Annotated in this window: 17 protein-coding genes; 4 read left to right on the plus strand and 13 right to left on the minus strand. The window is 69.5% G+C overall.

From position 1 onward, the window contains the following. The gene (fxsT, locus tag ACIBQ1_RS07335; RefSeq protein ID WP_397275225.1) at positions 1-2,469 is read right to left on the minus strand and encodes an FxSxx-COOH system tetratricopeptide repeat protein; all 2,469 of its coding nucleotides are present in this window, start codon (positions 2,467-2,469) and stop codon (positions 1-3) included. Between the two features lie 244 nt (positions 2,470-2,713). Here fxsT and ACIBQ1_RS07340 point away from each other — a divergent pair, with 244 nt between their 5' ends. Continuing rightward, positions 2,714-2,872 (plus strand): hypothetical protein, encoded by a 159-nt coding sequence (locus ACIBQ1_RS07340; RefSeq protein WP_397275226.1) that lies wholly within the window; start codon positions 2,714-2,716, stop codon positions 2,870-2,872. Positions 2,873-3,047: 175 nt separating this feature from the next. Further along, complete coding sequence (locus ACIBQ1_RS07345) at positions 3,048-5,072, plus strand: hypothetical protein (protein WP_397275552.1); 2,025 nt, start codon at positions 3,048-3,050, stop codon at positions 5,070-5,072. Here ACIBQ1_RS07345 and ACIBQ1_RS07350 read toward each other — a convergent pair. Further along, the gene (locus ACIBQ1_RS07350; protein ID WP_397275228.1) at positions 5,052-6,293 is read right to left on the minus strand and encodes an MFS transporter; all 1,242 of its coding nucleotides are present in this window, start codon (positions 6,291-6,293) and stop codon (positions 5,052-5,054) included. The genes ACIBQ1_RS07345 and ACIBQ1_RS07350 overlap by 21 nt on opposite strands. A gap of 371 nt (positions 6,294-6,664) precedes the next feature. Here ACIBQ1_RS07350 and ACIBQ1_RS07355 point away from each other — a divergent pair, with 371 nt between their 5' ends. Beyond that, positions 6,665-6,874: a hypothetical protein gene (locus ACIBQ1_RS07355; protein WP_397275229.1), complete on the plus strand. Its 210-nt coding sequence runs from the start codon at positions 6,665-6,667 to the stop codon at positions 6,872-6,874. Here ACIBQ1_RS07355 and ACIBQ1_RS07360 read toward each other — a convergent pair. The 6 genes from ACIBQ1_RS07360 to ACIBQ1_RS07385 form a co-directional block, all read right to left on the minus strand. After that, positions 6,861-7,334 (minus strand): GNAT family N-acetyltransferase, encoded by a 474-nt coding sequence (locus ACIBQ1_RS07360; RefSeq protein ID WP_397275230.1) that lies wholly within the window; start codon positions 7,332-7,334, stop codon positions 6,861-6,863. The two genes, ACIBQ1_RS07355 and ACIBQ1_RS07360, sit on opposite strands and share 14 nt — an antisense overlap. Before the next feature lie 160 nt (positions 7,335-7,494). Continuing rightward, positions 7,495-8,232: a 4-hydroxy-tetrahydrodipicolinate reductase gene (gene dapB / locus ACIBQ1_RS07365; RefSeq protein WP_397275232.1), complete on the minus strand. Its 738-nt coding sequence runs from the start codon at positions 8,230-8,232 to the stop codon at positions 7,495-7,497. An 89-nt stretch (positions 8,233-8,321) separates the two neighbouring features. Further along, entirely contained in the window at positions 8,322-9,635 is a 1,314-nt protein-coding gene (locus ACIBQ1_RS07370) for a M16 family metallopeptidase (RefSeq protein WP_397275234.1), read from the minus strand. Between the two features lie 76 nt (positions 9,636-9,711). Continuing rightward, complete coding sequence (locus tag ACIBQ1_RS07375) at positions 9,712-12,078, minus strand: polyribonucleotide nucleotidyltransferase (protein ID WP_397275235.1); 2,367 nt, start codon at positions 12,076-12,078, stop codon at positions 9,712-9,714. Between the two features lie 305 nt (positions 12,079-12,383). After that, positions 12,384-12,653 carry a 30S ribosomal protein S15 gene (gene rpsO, locus ACIBQ1_RS07380; RefSeq protein ID WP_111180641.1) on the minus strand — a complete coding sequence of 90 codons (270 nt, stop codon included), beginning with the start codon at positions 12,651-12,653 and terminating at the stop codon, positions 12,384-12,386. Positions 12,654-12,862: 209 nt separating this feature from the next. Next, positions 12,863-13,789, minus strand: coding sequence for a bifunctional riboflavin kinase/FAD synthetase (locus ACIBQ1_RS07385; protein ID WP_397275237.1), 927 nt, complete (start codon positions 13,787-13,789; stop codon positions 12,863-12,865). Positions 13,790-13,871: 82 nt separating this feature from the next. Here ACIBQ1_RS07385 and ACIBQ1_RS07390 point away from each other — a divergent pair, with 82 nt between their 5' ends. After that, on the plus strand, positions 13,872-14,891 hold the full coding sequence (locus ACIBQ1_RS07390; RefSeq protein WP_397275239.1) for a TRM11 family SAM-dependent methyltransferase: 1,020 nt from the start codon (positions 13,872-13,874) through the stop codon (positions 14,889-14,891). Between the two features lie 43 nt (positions 14,892-14,934). On the opposite strand, the gene truB is transcribed toward ACIBQ1_RS07390, so the two are convergent. The 5 genes from truB to infB form a co-directional block, all read right to left on the minus strand. After that, positions 14,935-15,807 carry a tRNA pseudouridine(55) synthase TruB gene (gene truB, locus ACIBQ1_RS07395; protein ID WP_397275241.1) on the minus strand — a complete coding sequence of 291 codons (873 nt, stop codon included), beginning with the start codon at positions 15,805-15,807 and terminating at the stop codon, positions 14,935-14,937. Then, positions 15,789-16,844 (minus strand): bifunctional oligoribonuclease/PAP phosphatase NrnA, encoded by a 1,056-nt coding sequence (locus tag ACIBQ1_RS07400; protein ID WP_397275243.1) that lies wholly within the window; start codon positions 16,842-16,844, stop codon positions 15,789-15,791. Before ACIBQ1_RS07400 ends, truB begins: the two co-directional genes overlap by 19 nt. Continuing rightward, positions 16,841-17,299, minus strand: coding sequence for a 30S ribosome-binding factor RbfA (gene rbfA / locus ACIBQ1_RS07405; protein ID WP_397275245.1), 459 nt, complete (start codon positions 17,297-17,299; stop codon positions 16,841-16,843). Before rbfA ends, ACIBQ1_RS07400 begins: the two co-directional genes overlap by 4 nt. A gap of 39 nt (positions 17,300-17,338) precedes the next feature. Then, complete coding sequence (locus tag ACIBQ1_RS07410) at positions 17,339-17,635, minus strand: DUF503 domain-containing protein (RefSeq protein WP_397275247.1); 297 nt, start codon at positions 17,633-17,635, stop codon at positions 17,339-17,341. A 120-nt stretch (positions 17,636-17,755) separates the two neighbouring features. After that, the gene (infB, locus tag ACIBQ1_RS07415) at positions 17,756-20,917 is read right to left on the minus strand and encodes a translation initiation factor IF-2 (RefSeq protein ID WP_397275249.1); all 3,162 of its coding nucleotides are present in this window, start codon (positions 20,915-20,917) and stop codon (positions 17,756-17,758) included. Between the last annotated feature and the right edge of the window lie 87 nt (positions 20,918-21,004).

Here is a 21,004-nt window from a genome sequence, read left to right on the forward strand (position 1 = left end):
TCAGATGGGCGGCGGGTCGAAGTCGCAGTCGAGCCGCTCGCCGGCCAGCACCGAGAGCGACTCGGGGTGCTCACGCCCGAGCACCGCGTCCATCTTCTGCGTCGTCTCCTGCAGCAGCTGATCGGCCTCTTTCACGGCGCCCGTGGCCCGCAGGTCCATGCTCAGATTGGCGGCGCACACGATGCTGAGATAGTGATCGGGGTTGAAGAACGTCTGGATCCGCCGGTAGTTCTCCTCGCCCAGGCGCCGGGCCTCGCCGTGCAGGCCCAGCGCGGCCAGGTCGTTCTGCAGGTTGATGGCGCAGCTCACGGTGTAGTCATGGTCGCGCCCGAGCCGCTCGGTGAGGCTGGTCAGGGCCCGTTCGTTGATTTTCCGCGCCTTCACGGCGTCGCCGGTCAGGCGGGTCAGCAGCGCGAGGTTGATGTTGGCCGCGTAGGTGAAGGGATGATCTTCGCCGAACACCGAGGGATAGTGGTCGAGCGCGCGCTTCGCGATCACCATCGCCTCTTCGAACTCGCCGTTGGCGCGCAGCGCGTTGGACAGGCCGATGGCCGCGGCCATCGTGTCGGCGTGCACGTCTCCGTACACCCGCACCAGACGGGTGTGGGTGTCCTTCATACGCTCCAGAGCTTCGATCAGCCGTCCACTCCGGCGCAGGGAGATCGCGAAGTCCTTGGCCGCCAGGAGGGTGGTCGGGTGGTCGTCGCCGATCTGCGCGGTCCCGTATCCCAACGCCTCTTCCGCGATGTCGGTGGCGACCTGGAACTGGCCGCTGAGCCGCACGGTCCGGCCCAGATTGGTCCACGTGGTGAGAAAAGCGCGCCGCCCGATGCCCTCCTTCTTGCTGCTCATGTAGTTGTAGCTCTCCCGGAGCCGCTCTTTCGCCTTTTCGTATTCGCTGGTCAGGGCCAGGTCGACGCCGAGGTTGTTGAGCGCGCGGACGCGGTCGTCCCCCGTCTCTCTCAGCTCGCCGTAGATCTGGACGGTCTCCTCGTCGATCTCCCGCGCACGCAGGAAATCACCGCGAGCCCGGAGGGTCGAGCCGTAGCTGCTTCTCGCCCACAGCGTGTCCGCGTCCTCGGGGCCGAGGGCCTCGCGCATCATGTCCAACGTCTCGGAGTCGATCGTGTACGCCTCCGCGTAGCGCGCCAACGACCGATAGATGTTTCCCAGGTGGATGCGGGCGACCAGCACGTCCTTGTGCCGGGCGTCGCTCCTCGCCGCCCACGTCTTGATGTACTGGTCCAGCAGCGCCTCCGCCTGCTTGTAGCTCCCTCGCACGTAGAGGTAGCGCACCAGGTCCAGGGCGAACTTGCGGACGTCGGGATGGTCGCAGGCGATCACACCTGACGGTTCGAGGTGAGCGGCCAACTCCTCGAACTGGGGCCATTTGCTCGGGTCGTCGGTGTCGACCGGCATGCTGCTGGCCAGCAGCAGGTGCACTTCGTGACGCAGCTCCTCACGCTCGCCCTCAGGAGTCTCGTCACGGAGCAGCGCCTGGTTGAGCCGGTGCACCTGGAGGGTGCGGGTGGACGGCTCGACCTTGACCAACGCCAGGCGCTCGAGGCTGCTCAACGCGTTGGTCAGTCTGATCGGGTCCGAAAGGACTTCCTTCAGGTTCTTGCGCAGCGCCACTTGGTTGCCCCGGCGAAAGACGTCACGCGGAATGGGCTCGGGCCCGAAGAACGCGCAGCAGCGCAGCACCTCGACGGCGTCGGGGACGCGATCTTCAAGCTGCGAGACCGACACCTGCCACGCCGCCGTCATGGACTGCGGATAGGTCGGCGACTTCTCCAGGTTGAGCACGTCGCCGGTCCGCTGCTTCACCAGCCCGACGTATTCCTCCACGGGCATCAGAGTGCGCGCCAACAGGGCCGCGGCCTGCTCCAATGCCAGCGGGAGATCGCCGAGCACCTCGGCCACCTCGTTCGCCTCGGCCTCGGTGATCGCGCCGGCCAGGCGCTTGCGCAAGAATGCCATGCTCTCCTCGCGCGTGAACACGTCCACCTGGATCGTGGCCTCGTGGTCGCTCCACCGCGAATTACGCGAGGTGATGATGACGTGGCCGGGCCCTCTGGGGATGAAGTCCTTGATGAACTCAGGGTCCTCGGCGTTGTCGAAGATCACCAGCCAGCTGCGGTAGGGGACCCCGCTCTGGAGCGCGCGCAGCACCGACTGCGTCGCCTGCTCCACACCGGTCACGGTCGCGGGGGGCAGTCCGAGCGCGGTCGCCATCGCGGCCAGCGACGACGGCACGAGCATGGGCTGGTCGGCGGAGACCCACCAGACCAGGTCGTAATGGGTGCGATATTGCCAGGCGTACTCGACGGCGAGCTGCGTCTTCCCCACGCCGCCGAGACCTTGCAGCGCCCAGGGCTGCGCCACCACCGCGGTCACCGGGCTGATGCTTCTCCGCAGCGACACCAGCAGCTGGGCACGGCCGGTGAAGTTGGGATTACGCTTCGGCACCCTCTCCCAGACCGTCGGCACGTGCGCTGGCAGGGAGTGTGAATTCTCCGTCACGTCGGCCCTCCGCTTTCACGCCCGAGAGGTCGCTAACCGTACGCCCAATACTAGATGTTGATTCGCGGAGTCGGTTATCACAGAATCATAATGAGAATCTTGCGCCATCTTGGTCGGGCTCGACGACGCGCACGCCCATAAGCGCCTGTATGCACATGGTTATTCGGCCGGCCCGAAAAGAGGAGTGCACATGCAGGATGGGCAGTACGGATCCAGCGTATTGATCGACGTGACCAGCGTTTCGCTGCGCGAGCTGCAGGAAATGGAGAGCGCCGCCCTGCGCGACGCGCTGGCGTCCTGCCTGCGCGACGACAAGGAGCAGGTCGCGGCTTTCTCGAATTCGATCTAGCACAATCTCCCATCTGCCACCGGCAGGGCGGAAACCGGGCGCGCTTTGGCGTGCCCGGAAGGCACCTTATCCTTGAGGAGGATGTGCCGGCCCCACCGCGCATGCGAGGATATCGACCTCGTTGACCGGCACGGCGGAAAATTGCGGTGCATCGTGGCCGCTGATGGGGATCGACATGGTGACTTCCGGCACGAACGGGCAGCAGGAAACACCGGGACCGTACCCGGGCTCATGCGTTTTTCGCACCGAGGACCGCTACCGATTCTTCGGACGTGCTGAAGAATCCCACGAAGTGCGCAAATTATGGCAGGCGCAGCGGGTGACGGTCCTGTACGGCCCCTCCGGAATCGGGAAGACCTCGCTGATCCAGGCCGGCGTCATGCCCCTCCTCAGCCCCAGCGCGACCGACGTCCTCCCCCTCGGCCGGGTCTCGTACGCCTCCACCTTCCCGAGAGCCGCGCTGCCCTCCCACAACCCGTTCGTTCTGGCCCTGCTGATGTCGTGGTCTCCGCCGGCGCCCCCCACTCGGCTCGTGGGCACGACGATCCCGGCGTTCCTGAGGTCGCGGCCGGTCAGGCGGGACGTCTACGGCGATCCCATGCCCACCTTGATGGCGGTGGATCAGGTCGAGGAACTCTTCACCGCAGGGCGGCGGCACCAGCTCTACCGCGACTGGTTCTTCGGCCAGTTGGCCGAGGCGCTACGCGCGAACCCCGACCTGCGGCTGCTGCTGTCGATCCGGGCCGACCGGCTGACGGACCTGTTGCCCTACGAACGGCAGCTCGCCGACCCCGACCGCAAGGCACAGAGCCCGGAGACGCAGAGCGCCGGGGAGCCCGAGCGCTTCCCGTTGGAAGCGCTGACCGTCGCCCGCGCGTTGGAAGCGGTGACACGCCCCCTGCGGGGCACGGGACGCGCGTTCGCCACGGACGCGGCGGAGCAGTTGGTGGACGACCTCACCAAGGTCCGTGCGCGCTCGCAGAAGGGGCGAAGCGTGGAGCCCGCCCAGCTCCAGGTGGTCTGCGAGGCACTGTGGCACTCCCTGCCGCCGGACACCACCGAGATCTCGAAGAGCGACGTGCTCCAGTACGCCGACAGGGCGCTGTCCGAGCACTACGAGAGGGAGATCAGGCAGATCGCCTCCGAGCGGTTCAACGGGGACGACCGCACACTGCGGACCTGGCTGCGACTGACGTTCACGACCCGGGCCGGCGACAGGCAGGCCGTCCGGCAGGGCGCGACCAGGATGGCGGGCATCGGCCGGAACGTCGTCGCCCTGCTCGTGAAGCGGCGCCTCCTCCTGGCCGACCAGAGTATGGGCAAGGGCTCGTACGAACTGGCGTACGACCGGATGCTCCGGCCCGTCGATCGCGACATCCAGCCGACCCCGCAGGGGCGGCTGGGCGCCGAGGAGTGCCTGCGCGAGGCGGAGGCGGCCCTGTGCGAAGGCGACCTCCTGCTGGCCGCCAGGCTCGGCGAGAAGGCGCTGACCCGACTGGAGGAGCACGATCTCCTGCTGCGCGCACGGGTCGAGTCGCTGCTCGGCAACATCGCTCACGAGCACGAAGACCTGGAGGGCGCGATCTCCCATTACAGTACCGCCGCCAAGAGCTTCGAGACCGCCGGCGTCGTGGCCGCCGTCGGGCCGCTGCTCACGGCCATCGGGCGGCTGCAGCTGGCCCAGGGGCACCCCGCCAGGGCCGTACGCGACCTGCAGGCCGCCATGGTCCGTGTTCCCGCGGACCTCACGATCCAGACGGAGCTGGCCTGGGCGCTGTGGCACGGCGGTCACCCCGACGCGGCTCTGGGCGTGCTCAACGGCGTGCTCGACCGGGAGGGGAACAACACCGACGCCCTGCTCACCCGCGGGCAGATCCTGGCCGGCATGGGCAGGGCCGACGCCGCGCTGCGCGACCTCGGCCGGGCCGGTCCGCTGCGGTGGCCCTTCGCCAAGGTGGCCCATGCGCTCGCGCTCGCGCAGACCAACAGCCTCAAGGAGGCCCAGCAGGAGATGGTGGAGGCGTTGGCGCAGTCAGCGGACCACGGCCCGCTGCTCTTCTACGCGGCCAGGGTGGAGCAGCTCTCGGGCAAGACCACCTCGGCAGTGGACCTGGCGGCCAAGGCCATCACCGCCAAGGCGCCCGCTCTGCCTGAGCACCTGGCCAAGGACGCCAAACGGTTAGCCGTCGGCGCTGGGTGAGGGCTCCAGATTCCTGAAACAGAAATCCATTTTCCGCAGCTGAGACTCCGGCAGCTCAGGCAGAGGCGGAGTCAGGTATTTGCGTAGCCGCTTGACGCTCGACACCAGCCCGGCCAGGCCGAGCATGACGACGAACAGGGCGATCGACCCGCCCGCCACGCCCCGCCAGGTGGCCAGCAGACCTCCCAGCGGAGCCGCCAGGCAGAGCGCGCCGTGCGACAGCAGCCGCGAGACGCCCACGACCCGCGCCAGCGTGCTGGGGTCGACCAGTTGCACCTCCACGGATCTGATCGCCACGTTGCTCAGCGCACCGCCGATGCCTGTGGTGAAGAGCGCGAGACCGAAAAAGTACGATCGAGCCTCCGAGGCCGCCCCCACCGCGGCGAGGAACAGCCCCAGCACCCAGATCCACAGGTGGGCCAGCAGCACGAAACGCGGCGGCTCCCAGCGGAAGGTGAGGGCGGCGCCGACCGCCCCGCCCAGCCCGCCGGCGGCGAGGACGAGTCCGATGTCGAGTGAGGACATGCCGCCCGTGCCGGCAACGATGATCATGATGAGCGCGTTGACGATCAGGTTGGTGACGGCGGTCACCATGATCGACCCACGGAGAAAAGGTTGCTCCTTGAGCGCGCGAAGTCCGCCGGGCAGATCACGCGACAGCCGTCCACCTTCGGCGCGCTTCCGGGAATCCCGGCGCCAGCCGAAGGCCAGGGCTCCGGAGAGGGTGAAAAGCACAGTGTTGAGCATGAAGGGAACGTGGTACCCGATTCCGAAAAGATATCCACCGAGCGGCCGGCCGGCGATCGAGGCGAGATGACTGGCGGCCTCGCTTCTGGCCAGCGCCCGCCACATCGTGACCGGTTGCGCCAGGGACGGCAACAGCGCGGCCTCAGCCAAGGTGAACAGCACCCAGAGAGCGCCTTCCGCCGCCGCGGCTCCGATCAGGAACCAGAGTGGCGGACCCCCGAACGGCAGCATGGCGAGCACGGACGCCACGCTCACCATGCGCCCGAATTCCGCGAAGAGCATGACCGTGCGCGGCTCTATCCGGTCGACCAGAACCCCGCCCGGAACATAAAGCAGCAGGATCGGCAGCGTCAGAGCGAATCCCGCCCAACCGGCCGCGGTGGGTGAATGAGTCAGGTGCAGAGCCAGGAGCGGATAGGCGACGGCAAGTGTGCGCGTACCCATCGTGGAAATGGCTGACCCAGCCCAGACCACGGCAGACTTGGTCCTCTTCGGGACCGGGCCCGCCAGCGATGGATCAGTTATGTTGCTCACGGCCCCCGCCCCGCCTGCCCTGTCTTGGTCGGGGAGACCGACCTTATGCTCCCGAGCGGGGCTCAGCATGACGACAAGCCGCCTCTGGCTGGACAGGAAAGGGACCACTTACCAAGAATTTAGGTTTTGAACGCGCGTGAAGTATATGGGCTGCATCCGGGCCACGCATCATGATCCACTCAATCAGTGGGCACGTGACCAGGAGAATTAGCCCATGGAGATCACTTGTGGACCGAGTACGCTCCGAAAGAGACGTCAGGGGTCATATGTTGAACTTCGCCCATATATGTCATGACTTCGCCTCCTTGGGTGTGGATTTCGGACAGGACGACGCCGGAGCCCTGGTCCTGCTGCTCGGTGTGGGGTACGACAAGTGCACGTGCTTCGCGGCCCATCCGCCGCGGCGCGGCTGTCGGACGGTCGGGAACGACGGGCGGGGGCCAGGGTGGTACGAGTTCGAGGACGTGCGGGTGGACGACAGCGACCTCGCGCGCCCGCCCTCCCGGGTCAGTGGCGCATGACCACGCGGGGCGCGATCTCGATGCCCAGCTCCCGCTCGTTCTCCACCAGCGCGCGCAGCTCCGGCCCCCACTCCTCCTCGGGCATCACCGAGAAGCCGTGCCGCGTGTACCACGGCGCGTTCCAGGGCACGTCGCGGTAGGTCGTCAGCGTCACGGCAGGCGCTCCGGCGGCTCGCGCGTGGTCGAGGACCGCCGCGATCAGCCGCCCGCCGATGCCCTGGCGCATGTGGTCGGGATGCACGGCGAGCTGTTCGAGGTGCAGGTTGCCGTCCACCCACGCGAGCAGCGCGAACCCCGCGGGAGGGGTCCCTTCGACCAGGACGCTGAGCGGGTCGTCCGCCTCTTCGATCATGGTGGTGCCCGGTGGGAAGACGATGTTCACCTGTTCGAAGAGCCTGTCGGCCGCCAGCTCGATCGCGACCAGCCCGGGGAGCTCGTCCGGCTCAGCCCATCGCACCATGCCGACACGATCTCATGGTGGAGCCGGATCGCGCCGCTCATATTTTAATGTTGATGATCGTAAGGCCCGGCTGTGCGGAGCCGGGACCCTCTCCTCACGACGTGCCCACGACCGTACGGTTGTGGGCACGTCGTGTGCGGTTCACACCGGCGCGGGAGGGTCAGAGGTCCAGGAGCGGCTCCAGGCCCACCGTGAGGCCCGGGAGCTCGCGTACGCGGCGCACCCCGAGCAGCACGCCCGGCGTGAAGGACGCCCTGGTCATCGTGTCGTGCCGGATCGTGAGGATCTCGCCCTCGCCGCCCAGCAGCACCTCCTGGTGCGCGATGAGCCCGGACAGCCGCACCGAGTGCACGTTGACGCCTCCGACGTCGGCCCCGCGGGCGCCGTCGAGCGCGGTGCTCGTGGCGTCGGGCATCTGGCCGAGCCCGGCCTTGGCGCGCGCCTGGGACACCAGCTCCGCCGTGCGGGTGGCCGTGCCGGAGGGCGCGTCGGCCTTGTTGGGGTGGTGCAGCTCGATGATCTCGACGGACTCGAAGTAGCGGGCCGCCTGCTGGGCGAAGTGCATCATGAGCACGGCCGCGATGCCGAAGTTGGGCGCGATCAGGCAGTGGGTGCCCGGCGACTCGGCCAGCCAGCCGCGCACGGTCTCCAACCGCCCCTCGTCGAACCCGGTCGTGCCCACCACCGGGTGGACGCCGTGCCGGATCGCCCATTCGAGGTTGCCCATGACGACGTCGGGATGGGTGAAGTCGACCACCACCTCGGCGCCTTCTAGCCCCTCGATGGAGTCGTCCTTGTCGAGCGCGGCCACCAGCTCCATGTCGGAGGCCGCCTCGACTGCCTTGCACACTTCGACGCCGACGCGCCCGCGGGCGCCCAGCACACCTACCCTGATCACAGGCCAACCCTATACCAGCGCGAAAACCCGCCCATGGGACCTCCGGCCCACTGTCGTGGCCGCTCAGGACCCATGTGGCGGGTCTGTTCTCACGGGCGGACGGCCTCGGTGAAGTCCTTGTCGCCGTACGGGCCGATCACGGCGAGCGTGAGCGGCCGCTTGAGCACGTCCCGCGCCACCTCGTCGATCTCGTCGGGGGTGACCGCCTCGATGCGCGCCAGCACCTCGTCCACCGACATCAGCTCGTCGTACACGAGCTCGTTCTTGCCGATGCGCGACATGCGCGAGCCGGTGTCCTCCAGGCCGAGCACGAGCCCGCCGCGCATCTGCCCCTTGCCGCGCATGATCTCGTCGGCGCTCAGGCCCTCGGCCACCACCCTGGACACCTCGTCCCGGCAGATCTTGAGCACGTCGTCGATCTTCGACGGCAGGCAGCCCACGTAGATCCCGAACTGGCCGGTGTCGGCGTAGGCCGAGGTGTAGCTGTAGGCGGAGTAGGCCAGGCCGCGCTTCTCCCTGATCTCCTGGAAGAGCCTGGACGACATGCCGCCGCCCAGCGCCGCGTTGAGCACGCCCAGCGCGAACCTGCGGTCGTCCGTACGGGCCAGGCCGGTCGTGCCGAGCACCAGGTTGGCCTGCTCGGTCGGCCGGTCGAGCACCCGCACGCCGGAACGCAGCTCGGCGCCGGGACCGCTGGTGCGCGGGGGCGCGAACTCGGCCGGGCCGCCCAGCGCGCCCGCCCGCTCGTACGCCCGGGTGACGAGCTCGACGACCTCTTCGTGCCGGATGTTGCCCGCGACGGACACGACCGTGCGGCGGGGCCGGTAGTAGCGGTGGTAGTACTCGGCGATCCGCTCACGCCCGAGAGCGTTGATCGACTCGACGGTGCCCAGGATGGGCCGGCCGATGGCCGAGTCGCCGTAGAGCGCGGCGGCGAACTGCTCGTGCACCACGTCAGAGGGGTCGTCGTCGTGCATGGCGATCTCTTCGAGGATCACGCCGCGCTCGGACTCGACGTCCTCCTCGGTCACCAGCGAGCTGGTCACCACGTCGGCCAGCACCTCCACCGCGACCGGCAGGTCCTCGTCGAGCACGCGCGCGTAGTAGCACGTGTACTCCTTGGCGGTGAAGGCGTTGATCTCACCGCCGATGCCCTCGATGGAGGCGGAGATCTCCATGGCGTCGCGCGTGGGAGTGCCCTTGAACAGCAGGTGTTCGAGGAAGTGGGTGGCCCCCGTGTGCTCGGGGGCCTCGTCGCGCGAGCCGATGCCGACCCACATGCCGACCGCGACGCTGCGTACGGTCGGCATGGTCTCGGTCACCACGCGCAGCCCACCTGGGAGGACGGTGCGCCTCACGACCCCGGCTCCGTCCCTGCCGGGGTGCAGCGTGGTAGTACTCACAGGGCCTCCGGGGCGCCGACTGGCCCGGCCACGGGCCCTCCGGAGAGGGCCCCATGGCCGGGGTGCCTGAGTTCGCTCACGAGTTGCGGTCGTCCCCGTCGGCGCCGCTGCCGCGCGTGCGCACACGGGTGCGGGTGCGGCGGGGCCGCTCCGACTTCTCCTCGCCAGGCGCCGCGGCGGCCTCCTCGGCCTGCGGGGCCTCGCCGCCCTCGCCGCCCTCGCCGCCTTCGGCGTCGGCCCCGGCGGCGGCCTTCGCCTCCTTCTCGGCGGCCTCCTTCTCGATGACCTCGACGGGCACCAGCGAGAGCTTGCCCCGGGCGTCGATCTCGGCGATCTCGACCTGGATCTTCTCGCCGACGCTCATCACGTCCTCGACGTTCTCGATGCGCTTGCCGCCGTGCAGCTTGCGGATCTGGGAGACGTGCAGGAGGCCGTCCTTGCCGGGCAGGAGCGAGATGAACGCGCCGAAGGCCGCGATCTTGACGACCGTGCCGATGTAGCGCTCACCGACCTCCGGCATGTGCGGGTTGGCGATGGCGTTGATCGCCGAACGGGCCGCCTCGGCCGACGGGCCGTCGGTGGCGCCGATGTAGATCGTGCCGTCGTCCTCGATGGTGATCTCGGCGCCGGTGTCGTCCTGGATCTGGTTGATCATCTTGCCCTTCGGGCCGATGACCTCGCCGATCTTGTCTACCGGGACCTTGATGGTGATGATGCGCGGCGCGGTCGGGTTCATCTCCGCCGGGGAGGCGATCGCCTCCTGCATCACGTCGAGGATCGCCAGGCGCGCGCCCTTGGCCTGCTTCAGGGCGCCCGCGAGCACGCTCGCGGGGATGCCGTCGAGCTTGGTGTCGAGCTGCAGGGCGGTGATGACGTCCTTGGTGCCGGCGACCTTGAAGTCCATGTCGCCCATGGCGTCCTCGGCGCCCAGGATGTCGGTCAGGGTGACGTACTTGTCGCCCTCGCCGATCAGGCCCATCGCGATGCCCGCGACCATCTCCTTGAGCGGCACACCCGAGTCCAGCAGCGACATCGTGGACGCGCAGACCGAGCCCATCGAGGTGGAGCCGTTGGAGCCGAGCGCCTCGGAGACCTGGCGGATGGCGTACGGGAACTCCTCGCGGGACGGGAGCACCGGGATCAGCGCCCGCTCGGCCAGCGCGCCGTGACCGATCTCGCGGCGCTTGGGCGAGCCCACCCGGCCGGTCTCACCGGTGGAGTAGGGCGGGAAGTTGTAGTTGTGCATGTAGCGCTTGGTGCGCTCGGGGTTGAGCGTGTCGATGACCTGCTCCATGCGCAGCATGTTGAGCGTGGTGATGCCCATGATCTGGGTCTCGCCGCGCTCGAACAGCGCCGAGCCGTGTACCCGGGGCACCACGTGGACCTCGGCCGACAGGGCACGGATGTCCTTGGTACCGCGGCCGTCGATGCGGATGCCCTCGTTGATGACCCGCTCGCGCATGAGCTTCTTCATCACCGAGCGGAACGCGGCGGAGATCTCCTTCTCGCGCCCCTCGAACTCGGGCAGGAGCTTCTCGGCGGCCAGCGCCTTGACCTTCTCCAGCTCGTTCTCGCGCTCCTGCTTGCCCGCGATGGTCAGCGCGGCGGCCAGCTCGGTCTTCACCGCGGCCTCGACCGCGGCGTAGACGTCCTCCTGGTAGTCCAGGAAGACCGGGTATTCGGCGGTCTCCTTGCCGGCGACCTGCGCGATGCGAGACTGGGCCTCGCACAGCACCTTGATGAACGGCTTGGCGGCCTCCAGGCCCTGCGCGACGGTCTCCTCGGTGGGCGCGACGGCCCCCTCGGCGACCAGCTTCAGCGTGTCCTTGGTGGACTCGGCCTCGACCATCATGATCGCGACGTCGCCGTCCTCGAGCACGCGACCCGCGACGACCATGTCGAACGTGGCCCGCTCCAGCTCGTGGTGCGTCGGGAAGGCCACCCACTGGCCGTCGATCAGCGCGACGCGCACGCCGCCGATCGGACCGGAGAACGGCAGCCCGGCCAGCTGCGTGGACAGCGAGGCGGCGTTGATCGCCACGACGTCGTAGAGATGGTCGGGGTTGAGCGCCATCACCGTGGCGACGACCTGGATCTCGTTGCGCAGGCCCTTCACGAACGACGGGCGCAGCGGCCGGTCGATCAGGCGACAGGTGAGGATCGCGTCCTCGGAGGGACGGCCCTCGCGGCGGAAGAACGAACCGGGGATGCGACCCGCGGCGTACATTCGCTCTTCGACGTCGACGGTGAGCGGGAAGAAGTCGAAGTTCTCCTTCGGGGACTTCGACGCGGTGGTGGCAGAGAGCACCATCGTGTCGTTGTCGAGGTAGGCGACGGCGGAACCCGCCGCCTGGCGCGCGAGACGACCGGTTTCGAACCGGATCGTACGAGTGCCGAATGAGCCGTTGTCTATGACGGCTTCAGCGGTGTGGACACCCTCCACGGGGGACCTCCTTGTGGTCGGTCTCCCGCGCCCTTTTTCTCACCGGCACCCTCGTTAGGTGCAGCGCCGGTCTTCGATCGAAGCGCCCGGTCACATTCTCACTGTCAAATACCTACCGGAAGCCACTACCGAGGACCGGCCCGCAGGCGTCGCGGGTCGCATGGTGCTGAACGGACGCGGGGGCTGTGTGTCTCGGATCTTCAGTTGTGAGTCAGATGCGACAACATTTCCACATTGCCGCTTATCCGACCATATGGCGCTACCCATATGAGAAGGGAGCGGCGCGTTCGCCGCTCCCTTTCATGCTATCGGCGCAGGCCGAGCCGCTCGATGAGCGAGCGGTAGCGCTGGATGTCGACCTTCTGCAGGTACTTCAGCAGGCGGCGCCGGCGACCGACGAGCAGAAGCAGGCCACGACGGCTGTGGTGGTCGTGCTTGTGCGTCTTCAGGTGCTCGGTGAGCTCGCTGATGCGCTTGCTCAGCAGTGCGATCTGCACCTCGGGCGACCCGGTGTCGCCTTCGACCGTCGCGTATTCGCTGATGATGGACTTCTTGGCAGCGGTGTCGAGGGACACGGCTCTCCTTCGAGCTACGGGCACGCGTGAACGATGATGAGAATGCGAACGACCGTGCGTGCCTACAGTCGCCGCGTGAAGGCCGTCATGGGCAGCGCGCAGCGCCGCCGCTACAGAGCCGACATGCTAGGTTACCACTTCACGCGGCGTGCTCGGGCGGTCCTTTCCGGGGTCCGATTCGCGCCTCGATGTCACGAGGCGTGAGCGTTTCAGGTCGTGAGGCGGCGGGCGGCGTCGACGTCGGCGTGAATCTGCGCGATCAGCGCCTCGATGGAGTCGAATCGGGTGTTGCCGCGCAGCCGGGCGCGGAAGTCTACCGCCACGTGCACCCCGTAAAGCTCAAGATCGTCCCGATCGAGCGCATATGCCTCGACCGTCCTGGGCACTCCCTCGAAGGTCGGATTGGTGCCGACCGAGATCGCCGCCGGCCACCGCTCCCCCTGGTAGAGCGCGGGCAGGTTGGCCATCGGCACGCACTCCAACCACCCCGCGTAGACCCCGTCGGCCGGGATGGCGGTGTGCTGGGAGGTCTCGACGTTCGCGGTCGGGAAGCCGAGCTGGCGTCCCCGCTGGTAGCCGCGTACGACCACGCCCTCCACCCGGTGCGGCCGCCCGAGCTGCTCGTCGGCGCCCTCGACGTCGCCCGCGACGATCCGCTCGCGGATCGCGGCGGAGGAGACGGCATCGAGCAGGGGCACGGCCTCCACCTCGAAGTCGTACTTGTCGCCCAGCGTCCGCAAAGTCTCGACATCTCCGCTGGCCTCGTGCCCGAACACGAAGTCCTCGCCCACCACGACGACGGCCGCGCCCAGCCGCTCGGCCAGCACGGCCTGGACGAAGTCGTCCGGGCTCGTCCGCGACAGGTCGAGCGTGAAGTCGACGACGTCGATCTCGTCCACCCCCAGCTCGGCCAGCAGCTCGGCCCGGCGCCGCGGGCCGGTGAGGCGCAGCGGGTGCGTGCCGGGCCGCACGACCTCGTCGGGATGCGGCTCGAACGTGACGGCCACGCTGCGCAGCCCCCGCCCGCGGGCGATGCCGACAGCGCGCTCGACCACCCGCCGGTGCCCGCGGTGGACCCCGTCGTACACGCCGATGGTGACGACAGACCTTCCCGAACCCTGCACGCTAGGCCCCATTCGCTCGTGGCGGCTCAATCCCCCACAAGCCTGCCACGCGCGTCGCCGTTCGCTCCAATCGAGGGCGCTAGGATCGGGCATCATGCCTCGTTACGCGCTTCTGATCCTGCCTGCCTTCAACCGGGTCTACGGGGAGAGCTCCATCCGGCTGACCAGGAGCGAGCTGGCGGTGTTCAGCACGTACGGCCTGGGCGGGAAGGTGCTCGCCAGCGAGGAGACCGCCATCGGCGGTGTGCCGTATGTGACGTTCGAGACATCTGAGCCGCTGACGCAGTCGGACATTTCGCTTTTGTCGAATCTTTCCTCTGTTTATGCGATTTTTGGGATGGAAGGGGAGCTGCTCCGGCCCCTCTCCATGGCGTCGCTCGACCGGCTGAGCAGCGACCTGATCACCATCCAGAAATACGCGGGCAAGACCAACGAGCACTTCACCAAGCTGCTGCTCAACGTCACGCTGCTGGCCGGTGACAAGGGGCTGGGCGAGCGGCTCTCGGTCTTCGACCCGCTGTGCGGGCGCGGCACGACCCTCAACCAGGCCCTCATGTACGGGTACGACGCGTACGGGCTCGACGTCGACGGCAAGGACTTCGAGGCCTACACCGGGTTCGTCAAGACCTGGCTGCGTAACAAGCGGCTCAAGCACACCGCCGAGACCGTGCCGGTGCGGCGCGAGCGGGCCCTGGTCGGGCGGCGGCTCAACGTCACGTTCGGGCTGTCGAAGGAGGCGGTCAAGGCCGGTGACGTGCAGCACCTGGCCGTGGTCAACGCCGACACCCTCAAGAGCCGCGACTTCTTCAAGCCGCGTTCGTTCGACGCCCTGGTGACCGACACGCCGTACGGGGTGCAGCACGGCAGCAAGGGCGGCGCGGGGCTGTCGCGCAGCCCGATGGAGCTGCTCCGGCAGGCGGTGCCCATCTGGGCCGAGCTCCTGCGTCCCGGCGGGGCCATGGGGATCTCGTGGAACACGTACGGGGGCAAGAGCTCGGAGCTGGCCCAGATCCTCGACGGGGCCGGGCTCCAGGTGATGGACTACCCCGACTTCGAGCACTGGGTGGACCAGGCGATCGTCCGCGACATCATCGTCGCCCGCAAACCCGCCTGAGCGCCCCCGTGCCCGGGTGGGTGTGCGGGGCTCTCAGAGGGCCCTAGGAGGCGAAGACGGCGAGGGGCCTGGCCACTCGCCCATGCTCCTCCACCAGCGCCAGCAGCTCCCCCTCAGGCCCGAACACCCCGATCGGCCCCTCACCCAGCCCGGTGGACGAAAGCCGCCCCCCGTGCGAGATGACGCGCGCCTCCTCGGCCGTCACGTCCCGGCGCGGGAACGCCGCCGCCACCGCCTCTGCGATGGGCAGGATCGCGCACTCCTCGGAAAGCTGGTCGATGGTCCTGGCCAGCGACAACCCGTAGGGCCCCACGCGGGTGCGCCGCAGCCGCGTCAGATGCCCGCCGACCCCGAGCGCGGCGCCCAGGTCGCGGGCCAGGGCGCGGATGTAGGTGCCGCTGGAGCAGGTCACGACCGCGTCCACGTCCACGACGTCGTCGTGCGCCCGGATGTCGAGCACGTCGAACGTCCGCACGGTGACGGGCCGGGCCCGCAGCTCGACCTCTTCGCCCGCGCGGGCCATCTTGTAGGCGCGCTGCCCGTTCACCTTGATGGCGCTCACCTGCGGCGGGATCTGCATGATCTCCCCGGTGAGCGCGGCGACGCCCTTGTGGATCTCGGCCGCCGTGACGCCGGACGCCGGGGCCGTGGCGGTGACCTCGCCCTCGGCGTCGTCGGTGTTCGTGCTCACGCCGAGCCTGATCGTGGCCTCGTACACCTTCTCGGTCAGCGTCAGGTGGCCGAGCAGCCTGGTGGCCTTCTCCACGCCGACCACCAGCACGCCCGTCGCCATCGGGTCGAGCGTGCCGGCGTGCCCCACTCGGCGGGTGCCCGCGATGCGCCGCATCTTGGCCACCACGTCGTGGGACGTCCACTCGCCCGGCTTGTCGACGATGATCAGCCCGCTCTCGACCATCCAACCTTCCCAAGTTCGCGCCGGAAGGCGTCCATGGTCGCCTCCACGGTCTCGTGCGAGGTGTAACCGGCCGCGTTGTGGTGCCCGCCGCCGCCCAGGGCGGCGCACACGGCCCCGACGTCGGCCCTGCCCTTGGACCGGGTCGACACCTGCCAGTCGCCCTGGTCGTCCTCCTTGAGGACGACCGCGACCTCGGCCTCGTCGGTGCGCCGCACGATGTCGATGATGCCTTCCAGCTCCGCGTACGGGAGCCCGTGCGCGGCCCGGTCGACCCGCGTCACGTACGTCCAGACCAGCCCGTCCTCCAGCGCCGCCCGGTCGAGGGCGGCGGCCAGCACCTTGAGGTAGCCGAACGGGGAACGGTCCCACAGCTCGCGGGCGATCTCGTCGGTGCGCAGCCCGGTCGCCACGAGCCTGGCCGCCATCTGGTGCACGGCCGGGGTGGTCGAGGAGTGCCGGAACGACCCCGTGTCGGTCACCAGCCCGGTGTAGAGGCAGACGGCGATGTCACGGTCGAGCCGCCCGCCGAGCCGGTACATCAGCTGTTCGGCCAGCATCGCCGTGGCGGCGGCCGTGGAGTCGATGAGGCTGAGCGTGCCGAACCCCTCGTTCGAGGGGTGATGGTCGACGACGATGACCTCGCGGGCCCTGGCGGTGTTCTCGCGCAGGAGCCCGAGGCGTTCGAACGTCGAGGCGTCGAAGGTGATCATCAGCTCCGGCGCCGCCGGATAGTCCTGCGGCGGCACCAGCATGTCCTGCCCGGGCAGGAACCGCAGCAGCCGCGGCACCACGAAGTGGTGGTCGCCGAACGACGCGACGACCCGCTTGCCCATCGACCGCAGCACGAACCCCACGGCCAGCATCGACCCGAGCGCGTCACCGTCGGGCGTCACGTGGCAGGCCAGCGCGATCTCGTCGGTCTGCCCGATCAGCCGCAGGGCCCGGTCCCATGCGGCCTCGGGGATCGCCCCGCCGGTGACCGTCCGGGCGTCCGCACGGAACGGGCGATCCGCTCTGTCGCGCACGTTGGGCGTCACGCTTGGTCGTCCCCGCCCAGGTCCGCCTCGGGACCCTCGTCGGGCTTGCGGTAGGGGTCGGCCTCGCCGGCGTAGGAGGCCTCCTGGGCCTGGCGCGCCACCTCGGCGTCCCGGCTCCGGGCGGCGGTGATCAGGTCGTCGAGGTGGCGCGCGGAGTCGGGCAGCGGGTCGTGCTTGAACGTCAGCGTCGGGGCGAAGCGCACGCCGGTCTGGCGGCCCACCTCGGAGCGGATGATCCCCTTGGCGCTCTCGAGGGCGGCCGCGCTGTCGGACCGCTCGGCCTCGGAGCCGTACACCGTGTAGAACACGGTCGCCTCGCGCAGGTCGGCGGTGACGCGCGTGTCGGTCACGGTGACGAAGCCCAGGCGCGGGTCCTTGATCCGGCGCTCCAGCATCTCGGCGACGATCTGCTGGATGCGGTCGGCGAGCTTCCGCGCTCGTGCGGCATCCACCATGTTCGCTCCCCCTCACGCACGACGTGGCCGTGCAATCGTTCAATCTTCGTCGTTGTAGAGCCGGTGCCTGGCCGACAGCAGCTCGATCTCCGGGCGGAAGGCCACCATCCGCTCGCAGGCGTCCAGGACCTCGTTGCAGTTACCCGCGGAGGAGGAGACCACCGCTACGCCGACCTCGGCCCTGCGGTGCAGGTCGAGATGGCCGGTCTCGGCCACCGCGATGCTGGGATAACGGCGCTGCAGCTCGGCGATCAGCGGCCGTACGACAGAGCGCTTCTGCTTCAGCGACCTGACGTCGCCGAGCAGGATGTCCAGGGTCAGAGCACCCACATACATCGTTGGCAACCACCGCTTGATCTGGTGTGGTGGACGCACGCCCGGCCTGCTGCGGTGGGGACCAGGCCAAGGCGTGCGAGAGGCGCCCGGCGGATCTCCCGCCGGGCGCCGAGCCGCGCGTCAGTCTCGCGGCTTCTCCCGCATCTCGAAGGTTTCGATGACGTCGCCTTCCTTGATGTCGTTGTAGCCGACGCCGATACCACACTCGAAGCCCTCGCGGACCTCGGTGACATCGTCCTTCTCCCGCCGCAGCGAGGAGACGGTCAGGTTGTCGGTCACGACGACACCGTCGCGGATGAGGCGGGCCTTGCTGTTGCGCACGATCCTGCCGGAGCGGACCAGCGAACCGGCGATGTTGCCGATCTTCGGCACCTTGAAGATCGCGCGGATCTCCGCCGTGCCCAGCTGGACCTCTTCGAACTCGGGCTTGAGCATGCCCTTGAGCGCCGCTTCGATCTCCTCGATCGCCTGGTAGATGACCGAGTAGTAGCGGATGTCGACGCCCTCGCGCTCGGCCAGGTCGCGCGCCCGGGGCTCGGGGCGGACGTTGAAGCCGATGATGACCGCGTTGTCGTCGGCCACGGCCAGGTTGACGTCGTACTCGGTGATCGCGCCGACCGCGCGGTGCAGGACACGGAGCCTGACCTCGTCGCCGACGTCGATCTTGAGCAGGGCGTCTTCCAGGGCCTCGACCGAACCGGACACGTCACCCTTGATGATGAGCTTGAGCTCGTCGACGCTGCCCTTCTCGAGGTCCTTGAAGATGTCCTCGAGGCTGCGGCGACGGCTCGACTTCGCCATGTCGGCGCTGCGCTTGCGCGCCGCGCGCTGCTGGGCGATCTGGCGGGCCATCCGGTCGTCGGTGACGACGATGAAGTTGTCACCGGCGCTCGGCACGGCCGTCAGACCCATCACCAGGACCGGACGGGACGGCGTGGCCTCCTCGACCGCGTCGCCGTTGTCGTCGAGCAGCGCCCGGACGCGGCCGAAGGCCTCGCCACAGACGATGCTGTCGCCGACGCGCAGCGTGCCGCGCTGGACCAGGACGGTCGCGACGGGGCCGCGACCGCGGTCGAGGTGCGCCTCGATCGCGATGCCCTGGGCGTCCATCGTCGGGTTGGCCCGCAGGTCGAGCTCGGCGTCCGCGGTCAGCAGGATGGCCTCGAGGAGGTTGTCGATGCCCGTGCCGTTCTTCGCCGAGATGTCGACGAACAGCGTGGAACCGCCGTACTCCTCCGCCACCAGACCGTACTCGGTGAGCTGGGCCCGCACCTTGTTCGGGTCGGCGCCCTCCTTGTCGATCTTGTTGACCGCGACCACGATCGGCACGTCGGCCGCCTGGGCGTGGTTGAGAGCCTCGATCGTCTGCGGCTTCACACCGTCGTCGGCCGCGACCACCAGCACCGCGATGTCGGTGGACTTGGCGCCTCGGGCACGCATGGCGGTGAACGCCTCGTGACCCGGGGTGTCGATGAAGGTGATCTTCCGATCTTCGCCCTCGTGCTCGGCGGCGACCTGGTAAGCGCCGATGTGCTGGGTGATGCCACCCGCCTCGCGCGCCACCACGTTGGTCTTGCGGATGGCGTCGAGCAGCTTGGTCTTACCGTGGTCGACGTGACCCATGACGGTCACGACCGGCGGACGCGCGGCCAGGTCGGCCTCGTCGCCCTCGTCCTCGCCGAACTCGATGTCGAAGGCCTCGAGAAGCTCGCGGTCCTCCTCCTCCGGGCTGACGACCTGGATGTTGTAGTCGAGCTCGTTGCCGAGCACCTGCAGCGTTTCCTCGTTGACCGACTGCGTCGCGGTCACCATCTCGCCGAGGTGCAGCATGATCTGCACGAGCGAGGCGGGGTTCGCGCCGATGCGGTCGGCGAAGTCGGACAGCGACGCGCCGCGCGGAAGGCGGATCGTCGCGCCGTTGCCACGAGCGACCTGCACGCCGCCGATCGCCGGCGCCGACATGTTGTCGAACTCCTGGCGCCTCTGCCGCTTCGACTTGCGCCCGCGGGCCGGACGGCCGCCGGGACGCCCGAAGGCTCCCGCGGTGCCGCCGCCGCGACCGCGACCGCCGCCGCCGGGACGACCGGCGAAGCCGCCGCCACCGCCGCCGCCACCGGGACCACCGGTGCCGGTGCGCTGGCCGGTGCCACCGCCGCCGCCGGGACGACCGGCGAAGCCGCCGCCGCCACCGGGACGACCGCCGCCGCCACCGCCGGGACGGCCACCGCCGCCACCGCCGGGACGACCGCCGCCGCCACCGCCACCCGGACGGCCTGCGCCGCCACCACCGGGACCGGCGGGACGACCCTGCGGCATCATCATCGGGTTGGGACGCGGCCCGCCGGGACGGGGACCGCCCGCACCGGGACCGGGACGCGGACCGCCCGCACCGGGCGGGCCAGGACGCGGCCCAGGACGGGGACCGGCGTCACCGGTGCCGCCACGGCCCTGCGGCGGGCGCGGCATGGCGCCGTCGCGCGGCGGGCCGTCACGGCGCTCGCGGCGGTCGGGACCGCCGCCGTCGCGCTGGCCGCCGGGACGCGGCGGCCGGGACTGGCCCATGCCGCTGGCGGTCGAGGAGAACGGGTTGTTACCGGGACGCGGACCACGCGGGCCCGGCCTCGGACCGGGACGGGGACCGCCACCGGTGGACGCGCCGGGACGCGGGGCCTGCGAGGCGCCGCCATCCCTGGAGCCGCCGCCATCCCTGTCCCTGGGGCCGCCGCCGTCCCTGGGGCCACCGTCCCTGGGACCCGGACGGGGCGCGGGACCCGGCCTGGGGCCGGGACGGGCGCCGCCGGGGCCCGGACGGGGACCCGGAGTCGGACGCGCGGGCGCGCCGCTCTCGAAACGTGCCTGAGGAGCCCCGGAAGTCTCACCGCGAGCAGCCTCGGGCTGCTGCGGCGGCTGGTGGGGCATGGGCACCGGCGGGCGCGGCTGACCGCCGCCCGCGGGACCCGGACGCGGACCCGGACCGGGCCTGGGACCCGGACGCGGGGCTGAGGGGGCCGGCGCCTGAGGGGCGCCATTGCCACCGGCCTGGCCTTCCGCCGGCCGGGGAGCAGCCCTAGGCGGCTGCGGCCTGTTGGACGGCTGTCCGCCGCCTCTGGAGGGCCCACCCTTCGATGCGCCCAGAGCTTCGGTGAGCCTGCGGACCACCGGCGCCTCGATGGTCGAGGACGCCGAGCGGACGAACTCTCCCATCTCCTGGAGCTTGGCCATGACGACCTTGCTCTCTACGCCGAACTCCTTAGCGAGCTCGTATACCCGGACCTTCGCCACTGCACTCCCTTACTCGGCCCGGGAGGCTGGCTATGCCGTCCGGACCGTCGCTAACTTGACGTCTTCATCGCCGCGTGCTCATCAGGC

The sequence above is a fragment of the Nonomuraea sp. NPDC050153 genome (assembly GCF_044460125.1).
Taxonomy (GTDB): Bacteria; Actinomycetota; Actinomycetes; order Streptosporangiales; family Streptosporangiaceae; genus Nonomuraea.

Coding starts and splice junctions, on each gene's coding strand:
- rbfA (WP_397275245.1), bottom strand. CDS start 17,299: ATGGTGGATGCCGCACGAGCGCGGAAGCTCGCCGACCGCATCCAGCAG.
- ACIBQ1_RS07340 (WP_397275226.1), top strand. CDS start 2,714: ATGCAGGATGGGCAGTACGGATCCAGCGTATTGATCGACGTGACCAGC.
- truB (WP_397275241.1), bottom strand. CDS start 15,807: ATGGTCGAGAGCGGGCTGATCATCGTCGACAAGCCGGGCGAGTGGACG.
- ACIBQ1_RS07390 (WP_397275239.1), top strand. CDS start 13,872: ATGCCTCGTTACGCGCTTCTGATCCTGCCTGCCTTCAACCGGGTCTAC.
- ACIBQ1_RS07410 (WP_397275247.1), bottom strand. CDS start 17,635: ATGTATGTGGGTGCTCTGACCCTGGACATCCTGCTCGGCGACGTCAGG.
- ACIBQ1_RS07345 (WP_397275552.1), top strand. CDS start 3,048: ATGGTGACTTCCGGCACGAACGGGCAGCAGGAAACACCGGGACCGTAC.
- ACIBQ1_RS07360 (WP_397275230.1), bottom strand. CDS start 7,334: ATGGTGCGATGGGCTGAGCCGGACGAGCTCCCCGGGCTGGTCGCGATC.
- ACIBQ1_RS07385 (WP_397275237.1), bottom strand. CDS start 13,789: ATGGGGCCTAGCGTGCAGGGTTCGGGAAGGTCTGTCGTCACCATCGGC.